At 43.0% G+C, this 23,018-nt stretch carries 18 protein-coding genes; 16 read left to right on the top strand and 2 right to left on the bottom strand.

Translation table 11 applies throughout. The features are described from left to right. The first annotated feature begins 133 nt into the window (after positions 1–133). The 4 genes from panD to hemA all read left to right on the top strand — a co-directional run bounded on the left by panD (position 134) and on the right by hemA (position 4,178). Positions 134–514 carry an aspartate 1-decarboxylase gene (panD, locus tag V144x_RS18465; RefSeq protein ID WP_144986918.1) on the top strand — a complete coding sequence of 127 codons (381 nt, stop codon included), beginning with the start codon at positions 134–136 and terminating at the stop codon, positions 512–514. Between the two features lie 325 nt (positions 515–839). Next, positions 840–1,880 (top strand): sigma-54 interaction domain-containing protein, encoded by a 1,041-nt coding sequence (locus tag V144x_RS18460; RefSeq protein WP_144986916.1) that lies wholly within the window; start codon positions 840–842, stop codon positions 1,878–1,880. Positions 1,881–1,992: 112 nt separating this feature from the next. Then, entirely contained in the window at positions 1,993–2,901 is a 909-nt protein-coding gene (gene ccsA, locus V144x_RS18455) for a cytochrome c biogenesis protein CcsA (RefSeq protein WP_144986913.1), read from the top strand. Then, the gene (gene hemA, locus V144x_RS18450; RefSeq protein WP_144986911.1) at positions 2,898–4,178 is read left to right on the top strand and encodes a glutamyl-tRNA reductase; all 1,281 of its coding nucleotides are present in this window, start codon (positions 2,898–2,900) and stop codon (positions 4,176–4,178) included. Before ccsA ends, hemA begins: the two co-directional genes overlap by 4 nt. A gap of 9 nt (positions 4,179–4,187) precedes the next feature. On the opposite strand, the gene V144x_RS18445 is transcribed toward hemA, so the two are convergent. Next, the gene (locus V144x_RS18445) at positions 4,188–4,664 is read right to left on the bottom strand and encodes a hypothetical protein (protein WP_144986909.1); all 477 of its coding nucleotides are present in this window, start codon (positions 4,662–4,664) and stop codon (positions 4,188–4,190) included. Positions 4,665–5,154: 490 nt separating this feature from the next. Here V144x_RS18445 and V144x_RS18440 point away from each other — a divergent pair, with 490 nt between their 5' ends. Continuing rightward, entirely contained in the window at positions 5,155–8,073 is a 2,919-nt protein-coding gene (locus V144x_RS18440; RefSeq protein ID WP_197998503.1) for a PVC-type heme-binding CxxCH protein, read from the top strand. 13 nt (positions 8,074–8,086) lie between these two features. Here the strand turns inward: V144x_RS18440 and queA are convergent, their stop codons facing one another. Further along, complete coding sequence (gene queA, locus V144x_RS18435; protein WP_144986906.1) at positions 8,087–9,142, bottom strand: tRNA preQ1(34) S-adenosylmethionine ribosyltransferase-isomerase QueA; 1,056 nt, start codon at positions 9,140–9,142, stop codon at positions 8,087–8,089. Positions 9,143–9,379: 237 nt separating this feature from the next. On the opposite strand from queA, the gene V144x_RS18430 reads away from it, so the two are divergent. From V144x_RS18430 to flgC, 11 genes are all read left to right on the top strand, one after another. Next, the gene (locus V144x_RS18430; protein WP_144986904.1) at positions 9,380–10,501 is read left to right on the top strand and encodes a glycosyltransferase; all 1,122 of its coding nucleotides are present in this window, start codon (positions 9,380–9,382) and stop codon (positions 10,499–10,501) included. Between the two features lie 200 nt (positions 10,502–10,701). Further along, positions 10,702–11,157: a division/cell wall cluster transcriptional repressor MraZ gene (gene mraZ / locus V144x_RS18425; RefSeq protein ID WP_144986902.1), complete on the top strand. Its 456-nt coding sequence runs from the start codon at positions 10,702–10,704 to the stop codon at positions 11,155–11,157. A gap of 626 nt (positions 11,158–11,783) precedes the next feature. Beyond that, on the top strand, positions 11,784–12,695 hold the full coding sequence (gene rsmH, locus V144x_RS18420) for a 16S rRNA (cytosine(1402)-N(4))-methyltransferase RsmH (RefSeq protein ID WP_232102574.1): 912 nt from the start codon (positions 11,784–11,786) through the stop codon (positions 12,693–12,695). Between the two features lie 91 nt (positions 12,696–12,786). Next, a complete protein-coding gene (locus tag V144x_RS18415) occupies positions 12,787–14,679 on the top strand; it encodes a LysM peptidoglycan-binding domain-containing protein (RefSeq protein ID WP_144986899.1) in 1,893 nt (630 codons plus the stop codon). Positions 14,680–14,776: 97 nt separating this feature from the next. Beyond that, the gene (locus tag V144x_RS18410) at positions 14,777–15,091 is read left to right on the top strand and encodes a hypothetical protein (RefSeq protein WP_144986897.1); all 315 of its coding nucleotides are present in this window, start codon (positions 14,777–14,779) and stop codon (positions 15,089–15,091) included. 112 nt (positions 15,092–15,203) lie between these two features. Continuing rightward, positions 15,204–16,988, top strand: a complete 1,785-nt coding sequence (locus tag V144x_RS18405; protein ID WP_144986895.1) for a peptidoglycan D,D-transpeptidase FtsI family protein — start codon at positions 15,204–15,206, stop codon at positions 16,986–16,988. Positions 16,989–17,335: 347 nt separating this feature from the next. Continuing rightward, positions 17,336–19,939 (top strand): tetratricopeptide repeat protein, encoded by a 2,604-nt coding sequence (locus V144x_RS18400; RefSeq protein ID WP_144986893.1) that lies wholly within the window; start codon positions 17,336–17,338, stop codon positions 19,937–19,939. 159 nt (positions 19,940–20,098) lie between these two features. Next, a complete protein-coding gene (locus V144x_RS18395; RefSeq protein WP_232102573.1) occupies positions 20,099–20,485 on the top strand; it encodes a hypothetical protein in 387 nt (128 codons plus the stop codon). Between the two features lie 56 nt (positions 20,486–20,541). After that, positions 20,542–21,990, top strand: coding sequence for a sigma-54-dependent transcriptional regulator (locus V144x_RS18390; protein WP_144986889.1), 1,449 nt, complete (start codon positions 20,542–20,544; stop codon positions 21,988–21,990). A 39-nt stretch (positions 21,991–22,029) separates the two neighbouring features. Next, the gene (locus V144x_RS18385) at positions 22,030–22,494 is read left to right on the top strand and encodes a flagellar basal body rod protein FlgB (protein ID WP_144986887.1); all 465 of its coding nucleotides are present in this window, start codon (positions 22,030–22,032) and stop codon (positions 22,492–22,494) included. Between the two features lie 54 nt (positions 22,495–22,548). Further along, a complete protein-coding gene (gene flgC / locus V144x_RS18380) occupies positions 22,549–22,962 on the top strand; it encodes a flagellar basal body rod protein FlgC (RefSeq protein ID WP_144986885.1) in 414 nt (137 codons plus the stop codon). Positions 22,963–23,018: the final 56 nt, after the last annotated feature.

Here is a 23,018-nt window from a genome sequence, read left to right as displayed (position 1 = left end):
GGTTTTGCTGTATGGTCAAATGAATACACTCTTGCTTATCAATAAGATCTCTGGTTAGTATACGCCGAGAATTATAATCGAAGAGTCTGTCTATACAGGCAAAAAGAAGTCCATCTTCTTTCAGGTTTGAATGATGAAACGCGTTTTACTTAAGTCAAAAATCCATCGCGCTACGGTTACTGAGGCCAATCTGGAATACAATGGAAGTGTTACCATTGATCAGGAACTGATGGATGCTGCTGACATCGTAGAGTATGAGCAGGTGCAAATTTATAATATCACTTCCGGAACTCGTCTAACCACGTATGCGATTTCAGGCGAGTCTGGTTCAGGCGTGATTTGTATCAATGGTGCTGCTGCTCACTTAGTTCAGCCTCAAGATTTAGTCATTATTGCCAGCTACGCCGAGTACAAAGTCAAAGGGTCTGGTAAACACCAGCCGAAAGTGGTTCTGGTAGATGGACAAAATCATCCTGTTCCAGCAGAGATGCCCATTGCTTTTGGTTCCAAATGAGTTAATAGCCTTAATTTTAAGCTGATTTGCTGATTTTGCTAGCAGTCTTATCTCAATATACCGAATGAAGTAAGCATTGGTTATTGTTTATCAAAAAATCTAAGTCTGCCTCTTCCTAAGTCCCTAGTTACAGAATATCATAGTAGAGCGTTCGCCACCTTTTTGTGCATGTAGGTGCAATGTTTTCATGCTAGATTAGCCGGGACTCAGTCCAAGTTTGCTCTTTTAAGCTAACCTCAACGAGTTTATCTGACACACTTTTGCTCGTTTATTGAGTGCTCTAAATTGTTTCCCTGCGAATACATAGGATTTTCTGATACAACGAATGGAAGACGATCGCCCCATATTAGAAGACATGGTCGGCAATAGTTCGGCTATGCGAAATGTATATCGTTTGACTCGTCGTGCTGCCAGTACATCATCCACAGTATTATTAACGGGTGAAACGGGGACAGGAAAAGAATTAATTGCCAGGGCAGTTCACGAGTTAAGTCCTCGTGCCACAGGACCTTTCATCCGAGTGAACTGTGGTGCGTTGAGTGAAAGTCTACTGGAAAGTGAGCTCTTTGGGCATATTAAAGGTGCTTTCACCAGTGCAGTAGAAAATCGGACTGGTCGTTTCGAAGCAGCACATGGTGGAACGATTTTTCTCGATGAAATCAATTCTGTGAGCTTTACTTTGCAGGTGAAATTATTGCGAGTGCTGCAAGAGCATGAATTTGAGAGAGTAGGGGATACACGATCAATTCAAGTAGACTGTCGAATTGTTGCGGCAACGAATCGTGATCTAATGGATGAAATTGAAGCGGGACGATTTCGCGAGGATTTGTATTATCGTCTAAATGTCATCCCGATTGACTTGCCCCCATTACGAGATCGTGCTGATGATATTCCGGAATTGATACACTTTTTTGCAAAACAGTTTTCAGCTGTAGAAAAAGTTGCATTACCTCATTTTTCGGAGGAGGTTTTGTCGACTTTTAAGAATTATGCCTGGCCAGGAAATGTCAGAGAACTGCAAAATTATGTAGAACGTCTAATTGTACTATCGGGTGAAGAGGGGCCATCCCTCGATTTATTACCAGGACACGTCACAGGGAGAGCGGTTCCTCGTTCACTACCTTCCAAAACACAAGATCCCGAATCTTTGTGCCGTGAACTAGTGAGTTTGCAATTACGGGATGTAGGTGAATCCTCAACCAATGTGCATGCTCAGGTTGTTTCGCAAGTGGAAAAAGAGTTGATTTTGCAGGTTTTACGATCTTGTCAAGGTGTTCAGACGAAAACCGCCACCCGTTTAGGAATTAACCGGAATACACTTCATAAAAAAATATCAGAATACGAATTAGAATCTGAGGCAAGATGACTTGCCCTTAACTTGCTGAACAGGCCTATAATAGATAGCCATTCTGATATCCATCAGTAATGAATAGGGTGATTCTATTTTTGCTTGGGTCGTATTAATTAAAGTATCTATTATGTTGACGGAAGTTACGGTTTTCTGTTTTATGGCCAGTTATCTGGTTGCTTTCGGGTTGGAAGTGGCTAGATTCAAGCATAAAAAAAACAGGTATCTTCGATCTTTGATCTTTTTCTCTTCCCTCGCTGGTTTGGTAGCACAGACTGCCTACATCTTTAAACGCTCTAGCGAGACACAGTTACCACCATTATTAAGCTCATCGCATGATTGGTTAATTGTGTTTTCGTGGTTGTTAGTGGCGATCTTCCTGTTCGTTAATCTAGTCGATAAAGAACTCGCTATTGGTTTATTTCTGTTTCCTCTGGTTCTGGCTTTAGTAATTGCATCCTACTTTGTGGATAACGACACAAATATGCTGGTCGAACCAGCCATTCGATCTTGGGCGATGTTGCATGCTTCCTTACTGGTCTTAGGGGGCGTGGGAATTGTACTTTGTTTTGTGATCAGCGCCATGTACCTGATTCAACACCGTCGATTAAAGCAGAAACAGAATTTTTCTGAAGGTTTCAACCTTCCCAGTCTGGCAAAACTGGCACGTTTGAATCGCTGGGCCTTAATGATTTCTGTTCCACTTTTAACTGTCGGTATGGGAATCGGTATTGGTTTAGGGGTCTATGTGCAAAAAGGGCCACATTCTGTCTCCTTTTTTGATCCGGTAATTATCGTTTATGAAATCGTTTGGGTGATCATGATGATTAGTGTGATTTTCATCCTCAGAACAAAACGGCCTAATCAAAAACATATTGCACAATTAACTATCTGGACCGGTGGATTGTTGCTCTTAACTTTCATTGGTATTCAAATACTGGCAAATGTTCGCATACTGAACTTTGATTCCTGGCACTCGCAATATTCAGCTCCGTTTGGGGAATCTCAGAGATCAACTGCAGGAAGGATCGTTTCGTGAACCTGCAAGTGGTCTATTGTAATCATCAAACAGCAAGATTGGATGTTCGTGAGAAACTGGCATTTTCTTCGAACGAACAGTTGGATAGCGCTTATTCCGAGTTGAAAAAATCTTATCCCGATACGGAAATGGTGGTGATATCAACCTGCAATCGGGTCGAACTTTATACTGTCAGTCAGGAGTCTGAGACAGGACCCTCTCATCAGGACCTGGCAAAATTCTTTTCCGAATTTCACCAGGTTCCAGTCAGCGATTTTTTTGAAGATTTTCTTGAGAGAACAGGTCCCGATGCGGTAAGGCATCTGTTTCAGGTTGCTTCAAGTCTCGACAGTATGGTGTTAGGCGAGCCACAGATTGTCAATCAGGTTAAGGAAGCGTATCAACGCGCCACTCAAAATGCCTTATGCGGTCCGTTAACACATGCATTATTCCAGCAGGCAATTCGCGTTTCTGCCCGTGTACGGACTGAAACTCAACTTGCTGAAGGGCGAGTTTCGATTGCCAGTGTCGCTGTCGGAACGTTTGGAAAGGGAATTTTTGAATACTTCGACGACAAAACGGTTTTAATTATTGGTGCCGGCGAAATGGCAGAAGAGACTCTGACCTATTTAAAAGATGAGGGTGTAGAACGCATTATTGTTGTCAATCGCAGTTTTGAAAATGCGCAAAAGCTGGCGATGAAAGTTGGTGGCGAGGCAAGGCCTTGTGAGCAATTGGAAGACTATCTTGCCGAGGCTGATGTGATTGTCAGCACGACCGGCGCCACCGAGCCGATTGTTGATGTGGCCTGCTTTGAACGCGTTTTACAGAAAGCAGGGAATAAAACGTTTTTCATACTCGATCTGGGGGCGCCTCGCGATTTCGAGCCTGCTGTGGGCGAACTCAACGATGATATCTTTCTTTATGATATCGATGATTTAGAAGCGACGTGCGAAGAAAATCGCCGAGCACGACAACAAGAAGTGGAAAAAGCGCTGGAAATCATTGACGAAGAAACAGAACGGTTCATGCACGGGGTCTATCATCGGGCTACAGGTCCGATTATTAAACAGCTCAGAGAACAATGGCACGACGTGCGCGAGCAGGAAGTTGAGAAGCTATTCGGAAAACTATCGCACTTGGATGAAAAAGATCAAGAATTAATTGAACGTTCCATCGAACAAATCGTGAATAAACTTTTACATCCCCCACTGGAAGTGCTAAGGCATGAAGCGAGGGAAGGGACCCCGCATGGTTTACTCGATGCGCTTAAGCAGTTATTCCATATTCGAGACTAAGAATTCGTACTAGGATTCGATTGGTCTTTGACGTTTCACAGGAAGATTGATTAAAACTGCAGCAATCAGGCTCAGCAATATGTTGATGCTGTTAACATATTTTGAGGCTTGGTGGTACACGCGAAAGTTAGCTGGGCGTGGATTTCCGGGGGGAGTGATCATTGATTCCAACGGAGAGTAGATCCAGATATAATCAACCAGACTCATTCCTAGAATAATCACCACCAGGCAGAAAATGAGATTTGCCCTACCGCGAGAGATCAACTCTTTATTTCGTATTCCCAAACAACCCAGAAATGTTCCCCCTAATAAGATCCATGCCATCGTATAATAAACTGGGAAGTGCAGAGAGATGAGTTGATCTCTCATCAGGGAGTCAAACGGCTGATAGGTGACGTCTTGAACCCCTGTAATGACAAAGATGACTGCTGCTCCAACCCAGGCTGAGAGGCAGAATCGTATTAAAACCAGGCTGGTAGACTGCATATTATACTTTAGTAGATAAATAATAATTCTGATGGGGGTTTATTTATGAATCTCATGCATATTTTGTGATAGATCAGGGTAAACGATTTCGTAGAGAACATAAAACCCATTTAGGCTGCTGAGCCCGGGAATTCCTCAAATAGATGATGTATACATGGATTTTTTTAAACAGTTTGCCAATGGTGATCGCTCTGGCCTCCTCTAAACGTTAATATTGTTTATAAATTCGATAGATTCCAATAAACATGCTTTGGGGGAGATAGAGAATCCTTCACATGTCAGGTACGATGGATCTATTACTGTTTATATGATTTCGTAGTTTAAATAAGAATTTAGTTTTTAATTGATACGGTGATTCAAGATGAAACGAGCCAAGATTTTTATGTTAACACAACATTTATTAAGACGGGATCAGATAATTTCGAGAGTAAAAGCTTACGGGATGCGAGTGGGCTGTTTGATTTTGGCGATTAGTGTCGGAAGCCAGTTCATGTCTGCCGCAGATCAGGTGACTCAGGTACCGAAATCACCATTATCTCCCGAAGAGTCGCTCAAACAGACTGTGGTTCATCCTGATTTCGAAATGCAGGTGGTAGCGGCCGAACCCCAGGTGATTAATCCCGTGGCGGTTGCATTTGATGAGTCAGGATCATTGTGGGTTGTTGAAATGACAGACTACCCCCATGGGCCTCAACCAGGGGAAGATCCTAAAAGCCGGATTAAGTTATTGCGCGACAAGAATGATGATGGTTATTACGAGACTGCAAAGGTCTTTGCGGACAAACTGTTATTTGCCACGGGAATTCAACCCTGGAAAGGGGGATTGATTGTAACTCTGGCAGGTAAAGTACAATTCATGAAAGACACCAATGGTGATGATAAAGCCGATGTTGTTGAAACCTGGTTTACTGGATTCAAAGAAGAAAACTCTCAACTTCGCGCAAACCATCCCACATTGGGTTTAGATAATCACATTTATATAGCGAATGGTCTTCGAGGTGGTTCCGTAATTGCCACACATCCACAGTGGAAAAAAGAAGCGAAACAAGTCCCTATTAATGGGCTTGATTTCCGCTTTCAACCTCTGAGCGGGCATTATGAATCGATTTCTGGAATTGGACAATTTGGTTTAACATTTGATGATTACGGTAATCGATTCGTTTGTTCTAATCGAAATCCCAATAAGCATATCGTCCTTGAAAATCGTTATCTTAAACGAAATTCATATCTGGCAGTGAAGTCGGTTTTTCATGATGTTTCACCGAGTGCAGAGACGTCAAGAGTTTACGCCATCAGTCGTACCTGGACGACCTCGACACTCCACGCCGGGCAATTCACCGCCGCCTGTGGTGTGACAATTTATCGTGGAGGTTTGTTTCCAAAAGGATTTTATGGCAATAGTTTCACTTGTGAACCGACAGCAAATTTGGTTCACCGCGATGTGATGACACCCCAGGGCGCAACTTATGATTCAAAATATGGTCGTGATCAGGTTGAGTTCCTTGCCAGCCGCGATGAGTGGTTTCGTCCTGTGAACATGGCAAATGGCCCCGATGGGGCTTTGTATCTCTGTGATATGTATCGTGCGGTAATCGAGCATCCTCAGTTCATGCCTGTGGAATTGAAAAAGCGTTCCGATTTGAATGATGGAATTGATCGTGGCCGGATTTATCGCATCATTCCTAAAGGAGCTAAGATTAAAAGAGGCGCATTTACCGCCTTGAAAGATGCGACTCTTGAACAGTTGGCGGCGGCACTATCTTCAGGAGATGCATGGCAACGGGAGACTGCATCGCGGTTAATCTTTGAACGTCAAGATCCTGCAATCCAGCCTTTATTAGAAAAACTTGTATCTGAAGGAAAGTCTGAGCATGCACGTATTCATGCATTATGGGCTTTGGAAGGTTTGGGAAGACTAAACGCATCTGTTTTGAAGACGGCATTAAAAGATTCATCTCAACGTGTTAAAGAACAAGCCGTTCGTTTAAGTGAACCGCGATTGTCTCAAGATCCGAAGTTAAAAGAAAAGGTGCTCTCACTTGTTGATTCCGCTGATGCCCGGTTGCGTTTTCAATTGGCAATCAGTCTGGGAGAAGCCAAGGATAATCAGGCGATAGTTGATCAGTTAGCAAAATTGATGCTCAAGGGAGCCAATGATTCCTGGACTCGCGCTGCCGTACTCTCTTCTGCCTCTGATTCCGCGGTGACGGTGCTTGAATCTTTTCTTAGTCAGTTGAATACCACCTCGAAAAACTCAGGTATCAATGATGCGGTTCGAGAAATGACGGCTGCCATCGGACCCCGTTTGAAAGCGGAAGAAATTCAAGAGACGCTTTCATTGATTGCGGGCTTGGATTCCGGTCATCAATTAGAACTTCAAATTGCGGGCATTGAAGGATTAGGGACTAGCCTCAGACGTCGTGGAAAATCAATCGCACAGTATCAAAAACAGTTATCTATTGCTGATCAGAAGAAGTTGAGGGATTTCTTTCAGAAGATTGTCGATATTGCTTCTGATTCCAAAACTCCACTGACTCAAAAACTGAATGCGATTGCTGTATTACAATTCGTGGGTTTTGACATGAATGGCAAAACACTGCTTTCGCTGATTCAAGATCATCCATCACAGGCTGTTAAGATCGCAGCTATTGGGGCAATCAGTCCGTACGCCGACGATCAGATAGGCGCCGTTTTGATGGATGGATATGCAAAACAGACACCCGGCATGAGACGAGCCATTCTGGATGCGATGCTGGCAAATCAAGGTCGAACTAATTTACTGCTGGATGCAATCGAAAAGGGAGAGATCAAGATTTCAGAGTTGGGTCCTTCACGTTCAACACGATTGAAGCGACATCGTGATCCAAAAATCAAGAAGCGAGCGGCTGCACTATTTGCTGCCGCTATTCCAGCAGACCGCCAAAAAGTACTTGCCGCTTATCAGGCCTCTCTGAAATTGAAGGCGAATCCATTGCATGGAAAGCAGGTGTTTGTCAAGAACTGTGTGACCTGTCACAAAATTGGAGAGATCGGTGTGAATGTCGCACCCGATATTGGTGATTCACGCTCGAAAACACCAGAGTATCTTCTCACAAATATTCTGGATCCCAATCGTGCCATCGATGCCAATTTCTTTAGTTATACGATCATTACCATTGATGGAGTCGTCCATACTGGAATTATTTCTTCTGATAGTGGTGCTTCGATTACGTTAAAGCAGCCTGAAGGGAAAACGGTTACTGTACTCAAGGAAGAAATTGAAGAAATGAAATCCAGTGGACTCTCTTTAATGCCTGTCGGATTGGAGAAGACCATCAATCCACAGCAGATGGCAGATTTGATTTCATTTATTAAGAACTGGCGTTATTTAGATGGTCAGGTTCCCAAAGAAATAGCCAAACCTCAATAATTTTCAAGACGGGCTATAAAATCAACATGGCATCGCCATAGCTAAAGAAACGATATTGTTCTTCGACCGCTTTTTCGTAGGCTTCGCGTATTAATTCAGTACCAGCAAAGGCGCTTACCAGAACTAATAAAGTTGATTTTGGCAAATGAAAATTGGTCAGCAGACAATCGACGGCTTGAAACTGATATGGTGGATAGATGAAGATGTCTGTCTCTCCTCGCCAGGCATTGAGCGAGCCCTGTTGTGCTACTGTTTCGAGGGTACGGACACTTGTTGTTCCCACGGAAACGATTCGACCTCCCTTTTGTCGGGTTTCGTTTAACAATACGGCAGACTCTTCCGATAACTCGCACCATTCAGAATGCATCTTGTGTTGATCCAATGTTTGCACCGAGATTGGTTTAAATGTTCCAATACCAACGTGCAACGTGACTTTCGCAATCTGAATTCCTTTTTGCGTACACTCATTCAATAGGTCAGGAGTAAAGTGCAGACCTGCTGTTGGCGCTGCCACTGCGCCGGGTTGGTTGGCATAAACGGTTTGATAGCGCTCCCAGTCGACATCCGTTGCCAGCTCACGTCGCATATAGGGAGGCAGAGGCATCGTCCCAAAGTGTTCCAATATGGTATGATGGTCTTCATCTGATTGAACTGCGGCAGTCCAGTAACCCTCTGCATCCTTGCTTTGCATTTGAAGTGAGATCTGCTTTTGTTCCTGTCTTGGATGGGCAGGTACCAAATCAATTATCTCTCCCGAAATCAGCTTGCCTCTTGTTTTACTCATCAATTTCCACTGGCCTGATTCATCAGATCCCAGATAGAGGCCTTCCCATTTACCACCCGTTGATTTTCTGACACCGAATATCCGGGCTGAGAGCACACGCGTATCATTCAAGACCAGACAGTCATCAGAATTTAAATGCTTTGGTAGTTCAGAAATCGAGCTATGGATAATGGTATTTGCTTGGCGGTCTACTACTAACATCCGAGATTGATCTCGCTGCTGTGTCGGTTGGGTGGCGATTAATTCCGGAGGAAGTTCGTAGTCAAATGTGTTTAATTCGGTCATGAAGCAAGTTTCTGAAGCGATTAATTTAAAGAGGGATTAATTTTGTTTGCTGAAATTTCTTGGAAACCGTTGAAAATGGCGGATTTTAACGAAGATTTTTATTTTCTCTTATCATATTGAGCACAATTTCGAAATCTAAGCTTGTCGGCAATTTCAGCCTTCGAACAATAGAATTCAGGTTATGGCTGACTCCATCAGTCCGATGCTGACCTTTTGTTTCCTAAAGAGGAAAAATAGTTGTCTGACGATGTCTTTCCCACTCCGATAGCTTTTTGTATTACCGGGCTGCAGCCTGGTGGAGCGGAGCGTGCGCTCGTTCAGATTGTAAAACGCTTGAATCGTGAAAAATGGTCTCCCGTTGTTTATTCTCTGACAGGCACGGGACCACTGGCTGATGAACTCCAGTTAGCGGACATTCCCATAGAGATCTTACACGTTCATTCGCCTTGGGATGCCCGCATTATCTGGCGACTGGCAAAAAAGTTCAAAGCACAGAAACCAGTTTTACTGCAAACATTTTTATTTCATGCCAATTTAGCCGGTCGACTTGCTGCGCGCATTTCCGGAATACGGCATGTCGTTTCTGGCATTCGTGTTTCAGAAAAACGACAGAATGGTCACCTCTTTCTGGATCGTTGGACTAACGGCCTTGTAGATTTGAATGTCTGTGTCAGTCAATCGGTGGCACGGTTTTCTATTCGGCAGGGTAAGCTTTCAAAATCTAAAGTGAAGGTAATTCCTAATGGCGTAGATTTCGAATTGTTTGATAGAGCAGAAGCGATAGATTTGAGCCCCTGGGGCATTCCTACCGGTGCGAAGGTGATTCTGTTCGTGGGGAGATTAGATCCTCAGAAGGCCCCCAACGATCTTCTGACTGCATTTACTTGCTTTGCGGAGCAAGCTCCCGATTTTCATCTCCTGTTTGTTGGTGAGGGGCCGTTGAAAGCTGAATTGGAACACCAATCGTACCAATTGCCGTGTGCTTCACGGATTCATTTTGCTGGTTGGCAGTCTCAGATTCCTCAATTGATGAAGGCAGCCAGTTGTTTGGTGCTTCCATCGTTATGGGAAGGGATGCCAAATGTGGTTCTTGAGGCGATGGCCTCTGGTTTGCCTGTCATCTCAACGGATGTGGACGGCGTTTCTGAGTTAATGCAACATGGTAAACAGGGTGTTCTAGTAGCTCAGGGTAGTTCTGCTGAGATTCAACAGGCATTACGAGACTTCAGTCATGAACCTGCAATGTCTCTTGAGATGGCCAGAAATGCGCAAACTATTGTCAAAAAAGAATTTACATGGGAAGCAATAGCCCAGAAATATGACCAGATCTACGAAAACCTACTGATAAAGCATCGCTGAATTGACGAAAATCGAGCATCAATTTTGATTCAAATCAATAAAATATAAAAAACTAAAAATTCACAATTCCAATCGTGATAAGTATCTAGGTCATTTCGAGTTCTTTGTTTTCTACTCAGCGAATCAATCATGCTTGACGATTCCGATCTGGCTGATAAATTCATCACTCTGTGGTGAATAATGGTGGCAAGTGGGGATCAATGGCGTTAACTGGAACCTTCAACAAGACTCTGGACGGAAAACGTCGTTTGGCAATTCCCAAGCGAATCAAAGAAGAACTTGTCAACAAACAATTTACACAGGTTTATATTGCACCAGGCACGGAAACATCTTTGTTGCTTTTTTCTGAGAAGGAGTTTGAACAGCAGGCAGAGCGTTTAAAAGAGTATTCCAATAATGTCCCGGAGGCAGCCCGCTATCTCCGATTGTATTATTCGAGGGCTGAGAAAGTGGAAGTGGACGCTCAGGGACGCATTTGTATTCCGGAACGTTTGGCTAATCTGGCTAGCCTGGAATCAAAACAGGAAGTGATATTGATTGGAGTTCAAGATCATGCAGAAATTTGGAGTACAGAGCGTTGGGAAACCTACCTTAAGGATCATGGACCTCGTTTTGATGAGATGGCCTCTCAAGCCTTTGGTCAAATGCCTTGGTAGAAATCGAATAGAGATGGAACGTTTCGTGAATGGCTTCTAGTAGTAAGCGCAGTTTAGCAACAAAATAAAAAACAGTATTGTTCAAGGAGGAAATAATGGAACTCTTCCGCTGGCTACCGGGCTTCGCGGATTGAAGGTGAAATGGAATTCACCTGTGTGTGCTCAGAATACTTCGGTTGGGCCACCGGTCGTTCGTCTCCGCACTTAAGTAGAAAGGAAGCTACTTGAGACGGATGGCTTCAGGGTTCCCTCCTTGAGCAAAGAAAGTTGATGTGAACAAGAAATTCTTACACGGTTTACTAAAATCTTATCAAATGAGATTGATTCAATTGCTTTCTATCAGACGACTTAGCACTTTTGTATAACCGCCTTTCAAAAAACTTTAACTGATCTTGTCAAAAAAACGAAATTTTTCTAAACTTCTCAGGCTTGAAATTCAAGTTGATTCTTCAACTTAACTCTTAAGCAACAATCTCTCAGAGTTTCACTTCAAAAGTCTCTACCCCCCTATCTTTACAATCAAATCAAAGAACTAATATCAATCGCACAATGATTGCCTGTCTGGCCGCCGTACGATTATTGATAAATCATTTTTATTTAGTACTGTTACCAAGTGAATGTCACGTATGTCCGGTGATCAGAAGAAGACGACTCATATACCGGTCCTGTTACGTGAGGTCATTGAACAACTTGATTTATCTCCCGGGCTGGTTGTTGTTGACGGAACAGTAGGAGCCGGAGGCCATAGTCAACACATATTGAGAAAAATTGGTAAGGAAGGAATCTTAATTGGTCTGGATCGTGATGAGATGATGCTCAATTTTGCAAAAGAAAAATTACAGTTAGAAAAATCATCAGTTGGGCAGTGGCATCTCAAACAGGCGAGTTATGCAGAGCTACCTAGAGTCTTGGATGAACTGCAACTAAAATCTATTGATCGAATTCTGTTAGATTTGGGATTGTCTTCAGATCAATTAGGAGACGTCGAGCGCGGATTTGGATTTGAGTCGTCAGGAGAATTAGATTTACGGTTCGATACCAGATCGGGAGTTCCAGCCTGGAAACTTCTGGAAACACTTTCAGAATCAGAGCTGAGTGAAATATTGGAAGTTTATGGTGAGGAGCGTTTCAGTCACAGAATAGCGGCTCAGATTGTCAGGCAGCGCAAGTCGGCACCGATCAGGATGGCAGTAGATTTGACAAAAGCCGTTCATGAAGCTGTCCCGCATAAGGCATTGACTTCAGCAAGGAAAAATCCGGCGACACGTGTATTTCAGGCATTACGGATAGCAGCAAACAAGGAACTCGAACAATTACAAACCATGTTGGAAACTGTCTTACCACAGGTTCTGAAACCAGGAGGACGAGCTGCGATTATCAGCTTTCATTCGCTGGAAGACAGATTAGTCAAGCAGGCTTTTAAGAATCAAGCTATTTGGAAGAGACTGACACAGAAGCCTATTGTTGGGACTCAGGCAGAACAGCGTGTCAATCCACGTTGCCGTACGGCGAAGTTAAGGGTTGCGATCAAGACTTAATTTTCACTACTAAATTTAGTTGGCAGGCAAATAGTTTTCTATTGGTCTGAAGAAAACAATTTTTACGTTTTATTGGAATTGGTTCAGTGCCATGGCTGAAGAAAAAAAAACAGAAAAGACAACCGAAGAAGACTGGGGAATTGAAAAACCTAAGTCTGGGATTGCCATTGAAACCAAAGTGGGACTTTGTCTGATCTTTATCTTGCTGAGTGCCTTTGGTTTGGTTGTTTATCAGAAAATTAATCGACCGCAGGAAGAGCTCGCTGTTAATAATCCTGCAGAGGTTGATTCCACGGAGAACTTGCCAGAAGCAGATCCGAATCAAGAAGTAGATCCTTTTGGAGAGGGGAATTTGCAGCCTTCCTCTTCTGATCAGGTCGTCGATCAGTCGAATGGTTTTGATTCGAATGAAAGCAATTCGGGGTTTTCCACTCCACAGGAAGGGCAAGATCAGGATAATTCTTTTGGGATGCAGCAGTCTGGAGTACAAGGCGCGGATCAGTTTTCCCAAAACACGTTCGAAAATCGGTCTGAACCTCAACAGTCTTCTGAATTGGCAATGAATCAGACAGATAATGGATTCCAGCAGTTTGATTCCTCGTCAAATTCGAATAATGAATTTGAAAATCCTACTCAAAATGAATTTCAGAAGGGCATGCAGAATCAGTCTGAGCCCGCTACTTTTGATAATTCTCAACAGGAATTTGGAGCTGAGCAACAAAACCCATTTTCACAAGAGAATCAGTTTGCTCAACAGCCAACGCAGACGGCTCAGCAATCTAACGATTTCAATCTGGAATCACAAACTGGATTGCCACCTGATCCAGAGGCAGGAAATTCGGGATTGAGAGAACAGTCTTCTGGTAATGAGTTCGATCAATCAGCAGAGGTGACTACCAATGCATTTCAAGCAGAAGAAGATCCATTTGGTGCAGTAGCACAGCAAGGACAAACTATGCAGGCAGAACCACAGCAGTCTGCAGAGAATGAGTTTGAAAACTTTGATCCCGCAAATGAATTAAATTCAGCTCAGATGCAGAACCCGGAAGAATTTTCTGATAATACAGCGAAGATCAATATCACTGATATTTCCACACCAGCTGAAGCAGGCGACTTTAATGCTGCTGAATTCTCACAGAGTGAACCCCAGTCATCGATGGCTCAAAATGAGCAGTCGTTCAATCAGGAATTCGAACAGCCAGAAGTTTCAGAATTCAATGCAGACTCTGTGAATCAGGGTGAAGACCGTTTTGGTAATTTTCGTCCGGAAGAATTTTCAGCACAACAGGCAGAAAGCGTCACGACGGTGAAAAATCCGTCAGCGGCAATTGATTCTAGTACATTTCACAATCCAGGAGCCATGACAGGACAACAAACGCCCCAGGCTCAGGGGCTGTTTGATCGATCTGCACAAACCAGAGTCAATTCCACTCAGGAGTTTGGTGCTTTACAGGAAGAGTCATTCCAACAAGAGCCTGTCATGAATGCACGCGGTGAATACACAGTACAACATGGCGAGAATTTCTGGACGATCTCTAAGAAATTGTATGGTACCGGCCGTTATTTTCAATTGCTGGCAGAGATCAACAAAAATCGGGTGAGTGATCCACAAAAAATGAGGCCAGGTACGAAACTGATTGCCCCGGATCGAACGGCGATTGATGCTCGATATCAATCGCGGCACAAATCGACACAGACTGTAGCCAGTAAGTTTTCCGGAACAGGATCAGTGCGGAAATCAAGCAAACCATCTGGCTTTTTTATCAGTCAAGATGGGCGTCCGATGTACCGTGTGGGGAGTAATGATACATTAACCGATATTTCACAGAGACATCTCGGACGTTCTTCTCGCTGGTTTCAGATTTATCAGATCAATCGTCAAAAACTGCAGAACCCAAATAAGCTAAAAATTGGCACAGAATTACAGCTCCCTTATGACGCCAGCCGAGTCAGTCTTGTTCCTGGAAACACATCCAGCCGATAGTGAAATTAGACACATGTGTTAGTCTTTTTTCATCAGAGTCTAAACCAGTGGTGAATTGATTGATCATCAATCGGCTGGCTTCGAAAGGCTGAAGTCGATGTTATTCCGTTTCGGAAGTGCAATCTTGTTAGCGGTTGCTGTATCGCTGATAGGAATTGCGCTTGAAAAAGAGAGTTTGGAGCTTAAGCGCCGAGTCAGTCGTCAACATTATCAATTGGATGTGTTGGTCGATGTCCATGCGAAAATGAAACTGGCTACTCAACAGGCCGGTTCTCCCGGACAGGTCTTGAATTCTATCGAGCGAGGTGAACTTGACGTGCAATCCACTCAACGTCCTTCATCAACGAATCGACGTGAAATGCCTTTACTGCAATGGCATTTGAATCGTTCCTCAAAAGTGGTTGAAAAATAGTATGAGCGAACTTCGTCACCGCGAATTGTGGTTCATTTGAATCTGGTTCGAGGAAACTGGCTTCAGGCATGGAATCTGATTCGAACGATCATTATTAAAAGTGAGAAGTGTTTTGAGTTCCACAAAGTCTGATCGACATATAAGTTGGCGAACCTGGAGCCTTGTGATCCTTGTGGTATTCGCATGGATCGTGATTTCCGGGCGGCTCATTTATCTTCAATACATCGGGCATCGCCAGTTTGCTTCTGTCGTTGTTCGACAGCAGGTTTATAAAGAAAAAATACCTGCCAGGCCAGGGGATCTCCTTGACAGGAATGGACGGCTGTTGGCAACAACGATTGTGACAAGCAGTTTATTTGTTATTCCGCAACGTCTAGAAAATCAGAACGATGTTGCACAGATCTGCAAGTTGCTTGACCTTGATGAAGCGCATTTTCTCAACCGGCTAAAACAGAATCGGAATAAGCTTTTTCTTTGGGTTAAACGACGTCTAACCGATCAGGAACTACAAGACATTAGATCGCTCAGTCTCTCTGATGATGTCTGGGGCTTTCGACAGGAATATCGTAGAAAATATCCTCAAGGTGCTTTAGCCGCACATGTTCTGGGACTCCGGGATATTGATGGAAAAGGACAGGGGGGTATCGAAGAGGCTTTTGATCACATGATATGTGGTCAAGATGGTTATCGGTTTCAGGTTCGCGATGCACATGGGCGTGTGATTGAAGTTCGCAATGATTCTCGAGTAGCAGCGTGTAATGGAGAAAGTTTGGTAACGACGTTGGATTCGATCATTCAGCTATATACCGAGCGACAATTGCAGGCAATTGTTAAGGAATGGCAGCCCAAAAGTGCGTGTGCTATCGTGATGGGGGTCAAAACAGGTGAAGTACTGGCCATGGCTTCTGTTCCGACCTTTGATTTGAATCATCCTGAGAACATTTCTGAGTCTGCCTGGAAAAATACGGCAATTGCATCTATTTATGAACCAGGTTCGACCTTGAAACCCTTTATTGTAGCGGCAGCACTTGAGAAAGGGATCTTAGAAAAAGAGGAAGAGTTTGATTGTGAAAATGGTGAGTATCGCATGAGTAAGAGAGTGCTTCACGATCATCACAGTTATGGAATGTTGAGTGTCACCGATATTCTGGTTAAGTCAAGTAATATTGGGATGGCGAAAATTGGCGAGAGACTGACTAATCCCGGTTTGTTCGAAGCAGTCGAAGCGTTTGGTCTCGGTCAGAAAACAGGGATTCAGTTACCTGGTGAATTAAATGGGATCGTCAGACCTTTGAAAGAATGGAATATCTATTCGACCGGTTCCATCCCAATGGGGCAGGAGATTGCAGTGACTCCAATTCAATTAATTACTGCCCATGTGGCTCTCGCTAATCAAGGGAAACTGCTAAATCCTCGCTTGATTCGAGATCAGATTGATCACAATCATTTTCCCCGTTCTGATGAAGAACCTGAACAAGTCCGACCTTTGGTTTCGACTCCCATCGTCTCATCAGAAGTTGCTGACTGGCTGGTTAGGGTGCCGATGCTAGAAACTGTCAGGCGGGGAACTGGGCGAAAAGCGATGTTAGAAGAGTATGCTGTGTTTGGGAAGACGGGAACTGCACAAAAGCCTGATCCCAAAACTGGTAAGTACTCATCCCAGTTACATGTGAGTTCTTTTATCTGTGGTGCACCAGCACATGATCCCCAGATACTGGTTCTGGTTGTGGTGAATGAACCGTCAGTCGGGCCAAACCATTATGGTGGGACCATTGCAGGCCCTCCAGCTTCAGAGATTCTAAAGCAGACATTAATTTATCTGAGAGTTCCCTTTGATAGAAATTATCGACAGCATGGCAAACAGGCTGCGGGCGGGCTTCACAATATGTTGCGTTGATTGTTGTTAAAATTTTTTCTATATTTCCTATTCTGCGCTATTTCTTGTTGTGAGTAGCTGTGGTGACTCATAAGCTTGAATCGATATTGACAAAAAAACAACTTTTTTTGTATTAAGACTCAAGATTCACGTCTCTCATTTTCACTTCTTTACATTCACACAAAAAGACTCTCAATTTTGATTCTGCAATTGCGTGGCAATCATTCCATTTCACTGGAATTCTGTTTGTCATCGCGATCATTCTATCACTATTTCTGAATACCAATTCCAATACAGATCTAAGCTTTTCACTTCAACTGACAATTCAGTGTAACGAATCTCCCGTCTACAAGATGGGCTACTAAGTCATGGCAGAAGAAAACAATAATCAAACAGAATCAGACGAGGTTGCTGACGTTGCGGTGAAAGAATCACCGGCAGACGGTGCTGAAGAAACTGCTGCAGAAGGTGCAGAAACCGAAGAGCTTTCATTACGTGACAGAGTTACAAAAATTGCTCGAACTCATTGGAAGCCTTTGGGAATTGCTGGCTCTGTGCTGGTTTTGCTATCTCTTTACTGTTTGACAATTAGTGGCGAACCAGAAAAAACGCCCAAAGAAATTTTAGCTGAAGCATTAGATATCTTGAAATCGGCAAAAGATAATAATACCCGGATTCAAGCTCAGAAAATCGCATACGATTTGAAGAAACAGGATTACCAGGACCCTGATTTTCCAGGAGCTTTGTATTTTATTTTTGGGATCGTTGCCTTTGAAAATGCAGAAGGACTTACCGGAGAATCACAGGAACATCAGTATTTGATCGCTAGCCGTTATCTTAAAGAAGCTGAGAGAAGAGCGATTGACCAAGAGTATCGTCCACAATGGAGTTACGCGCTGGGAACATGTTCTTATTTATTGGGTTCTATGAAAAGTTCACGCCCACTTTTAGAAGAAGCGGTTGAGACACATCCGCCCGGGAAATTGAAGGCCTCAATGTTACTAACAGATATCTATCTTGATCATAAAGCGGATACTGTTTTAAAGAAAGCATTCGAGTTAAATACGGAAGCTCTCAAGCTTAAAGATTTGGATTCATTGACACGGGATCGATTGTATTTACAAAGGGCACAGATTTTTCTGGCACAGGGCAAGAATGAGCAGGCCCAGCAGGTTTTGTCAAAAGTGAAACAGAAAGAATCTGTGAATCAGGTAACAATCGTCTTTCAGGCACAAACGCTTATGGCAGAAGAAAAGTATCAAGAGGCTTTAAGTATGCTGGCTCCTGTGAAAGACAATCTGGGTTTAGAGCGAAAGTTTTCCCGACAGGCCTCATATTTGATGGGATTGTGTGCTGAATCGTTGAATGATACAGTCGCCGCCATCGATTTATATGAACAAACAACTCATCGTTATGCCGGAACTCATGAAGGTCTGGCTGCTTATTTACACCTTGCTGAACTGTTACGAAAGAATGGTAGAACGGAAGAAGCACTCATTGCCTATCGTGCTGCACTACGCTCAATTGAGAGTCCTGAAGAATTTCGTAATCGTTGGATTGATCTGGATCGGGTTCGGACTTATGTTCTCGATGCCTGGAATGATTGGGTTGATGAAAAAAATATTCAAAATGGTGTGACCTATTTTAATGCCGCCATTCAATTGTCAGATTACCTTCCCCCTTTGTTATCAGCAGTTCAAGCGAAAGAATTAGCAGCAAATGCAAATCGCCGATGGGCTGAGTATCTGGAACGTGTTTTTGATGAATCTACAGTGAGTCAGCAGCTAAGTATGCAGCCTGAGTTGAATGAACGCTGGAAACAAAGCGGTAAAGCATATTACGAGCTTGCCAGACTTCTGACTACGTCTGATCGTTATGGAGAAATTTTATCAATCTCTGCAGAGCACTTCCATAAAAGTCAGGACTTTGAGACGGCGTTAAAAGTGATCACTCGATTCATTAATACAAACCCAAGTAAAAAAATGCCACAGGCACTTGTTCGGCGTGGTGAAGTTTTACTTGAACTTGATCAACTTGATGAGGCGATCGATCACTTTGAGCGAGTCATCAATGGGTATCCGACTGATGTCGCTTCATTTGAAGCAAAATATTTGATGGGGATCGCTTATCTTGAGAAAGATGATCTTGATCAGGCTGCCTCAATCTGGAAAGAAATTTTGGAATCAAGCAATTTGACGCCGAAAGCGAAACAGTGGCAGGACTCTTTATTCTCTTTGGGTAAACTAAATTTTCATCGTGGAAAGATCGCGGAGTCTCAAAAAGAAGAAGGAAAGAAAGAACCACAGACTGATCAGAAGCGAAAAGAAGCAGCTAACATTGTCTTTCATGAAGAAGCAACGAAGCGGCTACGAGAATATGTCGATCGTTACCCTGAATCAGACAAGGTCTATGAAGCGCGTTTTCTGTTAGCAAGATCTCTTCAAAATTTGGCGGATCAACCGTTTCAAGAAATGAAATATGCAAAAACAGATAATGCGCGACAAGAGTTGAAAAAAAAACAGTTTGAATATTTGGACCTGGCCATTCAGCAACTCAAAAAGTTAAACCGTGATCTGCGAAAACTGGAAAGCGAAGATCGCCTGGATTCTTTGGGAAAAAGATTGCTAAAGTCAACTTGTTTTGGTACTGCGCATTTATTGTACCTGACTGAAAAGTACGAGGAAGCAATCAAATCTTATCATGATGCCGTTAACCGCTATCCTCAAAGCACGGAAGTCCTGATCGCATATATGAAAATGTCGGGATGTTACGAGAGTCTGGGGAAAAAAAATGAGGCCAAAAGTATGCTCGAACAGGCAAAAATTATTTTGAAACAGATGCCGGATAAAGTCTTTGAGTCCAGGGCAACGAATTTGGGACGCGAAGAATGGAACCGCTGGTTGGATTGGTCACGTGAACTACGTAATTCTGATAACCGTCCAAATCAAATAGAGACAGGTGCTGGTGTTTAATGTTGTAACCGCAAAATAGAGATCAATTCAGGAATTATTATTCGCCGTGTGGCGTATCCCTGATTTTGTTTAACCAAAATTATATCTAGTTTTTTGACCTCCCTAAAAATGATCGATTATCCCAAACTATTTTCAGTTCGCTTGGAATATTCAAAAAGATTGCTAAAGCTTTCGTTTGAGCAGCAAAATTTGATTGACCAGGATGACTATTCCGGCTTGCTGGACGTTCTAGGGCAAAAACAACGGTTATTTGGGCAACTGGATCAATACACCAGACAATTGCCTAAGCTTTGGGAGAAATGGAGGAGTGAGCGAGATTTGTTGTCAGCTGATCAACGCGAAGTATGCGAACAGATCTTACGGGAGTCTGAAGAAGTTCTTGCAAAGCTGTTAAAGAATGAAGACACAAGTACCCAATGTATGGTAGATCGACGAGATCGTACGAATCACCAGATCCAGTCATTAAACCAGGGCGAGAGAGTGGGCGAAGCCTATCGGGACAGTTTGGCCCCGGTCACTCATCGCCATTTAAATATTGATCAATAGTTTGATCTATTTTGAATACAAATCATTTTACCTTTCAATTAGATGGGTTTTGAATAATGAATATAAAACAAATACAAAATTCCTTGTCACGTGGAGCGATTCAGGTTGTTTCTCAGGATCGTATTCGTCGCCTAGAAGTGTGTGCTCAGTTTTCAAATTTAGGGTATACCGTAATTCCTTTAGCGGAAGTCAATTTTTCACAAGCACCGCTCCGTGCGAGAGCAGATGTTTGTGTGTTACTTGATCAAAAGTCAATTTCGGAGTTTACACTTTCGGTTGATCATGATAATCAGCAGAATTTGATTCCTGTTCTTTTTTATCCAGCATTAACTAATGAAACACAAAAAGAGGTTTTGAAATCTGGTCAAACGACTTCCTATGAATCTATGATTCCATTCGCAGAACTGAATCCCCAGGATTCCGTTGATAGTATCAGGAGACTACTCGATTCTGCTATCAAATACGCTCGATTGTCTCAAGAATGTGCTGACTTGATTTCAGAATTAAATGAACGCTCCAGTCGCCGGCTCATTGGCTATAGTCAGGTTATTCAAACATTACGTGATCGTATTGCAGATATTATCCACCTGAAATGTCCCGTCTTATTGCAAGGGGTACCCGGTTCAGAGTTATCTCTGATTGCTGAAATTATACACGATTCCATGTTCATTGATTCTCATCCGCTCATTAAAGTGAATTGTAATACTCTGACTACAGAGAATGTGGAGCGGGAATTGATTGGTTTTTATTCACATGAAGAAAGCAGTTATTCAGACGAGCCTGTCTGGAATCCAGGACGTATTGAACAGGCAGAGGGGGGAACCTTGATTCTCGATCAGGTGAATCTGGCTTCATTACCTGTTCAAGGTATTTTGTTGAAGATTTTTGAGAATGAAACATATTTTTCTCCAGAAGAAAAACAGCAAAAAAATGTGAATTGTCGAGTCATTTCCACTAGCCATGTTTCGCTTAAAGAATTGGTATCACAAAATCAGTTTAAGAGAAAACTGGCAGTGATTCTCACGGAATCAACAATTTCCGTTCCCCGTTTGAATGATCGAAAAGAAGATCTGGCGTTGTTGACTGAGCATATCATTAGTGAAGTTGCTAAGACAGAGGGGACGCTTCCCAAACTATTAACATTAGATGGTTTGGAAATGTTGAAGAAACATGATTGGACTGGGGATGTCCAGGAGTTACAAAATCTGATCCGCCATGTGAATCTGGTTGACAGCGGTTCCCGACTTGATGCCGCCAGTTTATCACCTTGGATAGGATCAGAGATGATATCAAATACAGATTCTCTAGTCGGGATGACCTTACGGGAGATGGAGCAAAAACTCATAGAAAGTACGTTTGCCCGTTGTGGCGGAAATCGTGAAAATACGGCACAAATGCTGGATATTGGCCTACGAACACTTTCTGGGAAGTTGAGATCTTATGGATATCCGCCTCGAGGTGGTCCAGATTCGAAACGAAGATTTAAGGTCAAACGAGCTGCGTGACCGACCGTGGTGTCTTAAGCATTTTGTGAGGTGGATTTTATGATAGATCAAATTCTGAATTCGAATTCTTTGCCTTTATTGGAAAAAATGGCCGCGTTCGCGGAACATAGACAGGAAGTTCTTGCAGGGAATATCGCCAATATTGATACACCATCTTATAAAATGCGTGACTTACCCGTTGAAGATTTTCAGCAGGCGTTACGTGAAGCAGTTCAGTTGAAAGATAAAATACCAGGACCTGCGGCTCCGCAATCTTTAGGGATGCCAGTTACTTTAGCAAATAGTCAGTCAGTTGAATCACAATTGGAAAACTTATTTCCTAAAAGCTTATTTGAAGCGCAGGAAGCGTCTCCTCAAAACCTGACATTTCAAGATGCGAACAATCGGAGCATGGAGTCCCAAGTCATGCGCATGACAAAAAATTCACTGATGCAGCAATTTGCTGTTGAGGTCATGATGGCACAGATGAATCAGTTGATGACGGTGATTTCAGAACGTCCCTAGCTTTGAATGATCATAATAAGAATAAATAATTATAATAATTGCAAAGGACATGACATGTTTAAGGGAATAGACATCAGTTCTAGTGGTCTGGTGGCACAGCGACAACGGATGAATACGATCGCTGGTAACATTGCCTCTGTGAATGTATCACATGATCCTAATAGTGGGGAATCGCCTTTCTACCGAAGATTAGTCACATTTCAGGCAGATACTCAAAGCCTGGGTCAGGAGCGATCAGGTGTTGGGGTCAAATATAAAGTTGAAATTGATACAGACAGCGAATTACGAAAAACATACACTCCGGGGCATCCTCATGCAGACCAGGATGGTCTGGTGACATATCCTAATATTGATGTTACGACAGAATTCGTGAATGCATTGGAAGCGGGGCGTGCCTATGAAGCGAATATCTCTGCTATGGATATTACAAAAGAAATGTTTACTACTTCGTTACGAATTCTGGCGTGATTTCCAGATTCCCAATAATAAGTAATTCCGAATTTCATCTGATCTCAGGGAAGTGA

Source organism: Gimesia aquarii (assembly GCF_007748195.1).
GTDB classification, from domain to species: Bacteria; Planctomycetota; Planctomycetia; order Planctomycetales; family Planctomycetaceae; genus Gimesia; species Gimesia aquarii.
Note: the sequence above shows the minus strand (reverse complement) of the source record. Positions and strands in the feature narration are given on the sequence as shown.

Excerpts from the sequence above, each read along its gene's own strand:
- V144x_RS18415 (WP_144986899.1), top strand. The coding sequence starts at position 12,787 with ATGGCTGAAGAAAAAAAAACAGAAAAGACAACCGAAGAAGACTGGGGA.
- V144x_RS18385 (WP_144986887.1), top strand. The coding sequence starts at position 22,030 with ATGATAGATCAAATTCTGAATTCGAATTCTTTGCCTTTATTGGAAAAA.
- flgC (WP_144986885.1), top strand. The coding sequence starts at position 22,549 with ATGTTTAAGGGAATAGACATCAGTTCTAGTGGTCTGGTGGCACAGCGA.
- panD (WP_144986918.1), top strand. The coding sequence starts at position 134 with ATGAAACGCGTTTTACTTAAGTCAAAAATCCATCGCGCTACGGTTACT.
- V144x_RS18400 (WP_144986893.1), top strand. The coding sequence starts at position 17,336 with ATGGCAGAAGAAAACAATAATCAAACAGAATCAGACGAGGTTGCTGAC.
- mraZ (WP_144986902.1), top strand. The coding sequence starts at position 10,702 with ATGGCGTTAACTGGAACCTTCAACAAGACTCTGGACGGAAAACGTCGT.
- ccsA (WP_144986913.1), top strand. The coding sequence starts at position 1,993 with ATGTTGACGGAAGTTACGGTTTTCTGTTTTATGGCCAGTTATCTGGTT.
- queA (WP_144986906.1), bottom strand. The coding sequence starts at position 9,142 with ATGACCGAATTAAACACATTTGACTACGAACTTCCTCCGGAATTAATC.
- V144x_RS18410 (WP_144986897.1), top strand. The coding sequence starts at position 14,777 with ATGTTATTCCGTTTCGGAAGTGCAATCTTGTTAGCGGTTGCTGTATCG.
- V144x_RS18445 (WP_144986909.1), bottom strand. The coding sequence starts at position 4,664 with ATGCAGTCTACCAGCCTGGTTTTAATACGATTCTGCCTCTCAGCCTGG.
- V144x_RS18460 (WP_144986916.1), top strand. The coding sequence starts at position 840 with ATGGAAGACGATCGCCCCATATTAGAAGACATGGTCGGCAATAGTTCG.
- rsmH (WP_232102574.1), top strand. The coding sequence starts at position 11,784 with ATGTCCGGTGATCAGAAGAAGACGACTCATATACCGGTCCTGTTACGT.
- V144x_RS18440 (WP_197998503.1), top strand. The coding sequence starts at position 5,155 with ATGTCTGCCGCAGATCAGGTGACTCAGGTACCGAAATCACCATTATCT.
- V144x_RS18390 (WP_144986889.1), top strand. The coding sequence starts at position 20,542 with ATGAATATAAAACAAATACAAAATTCCTTGTCACGTGGAGCGATTCAG.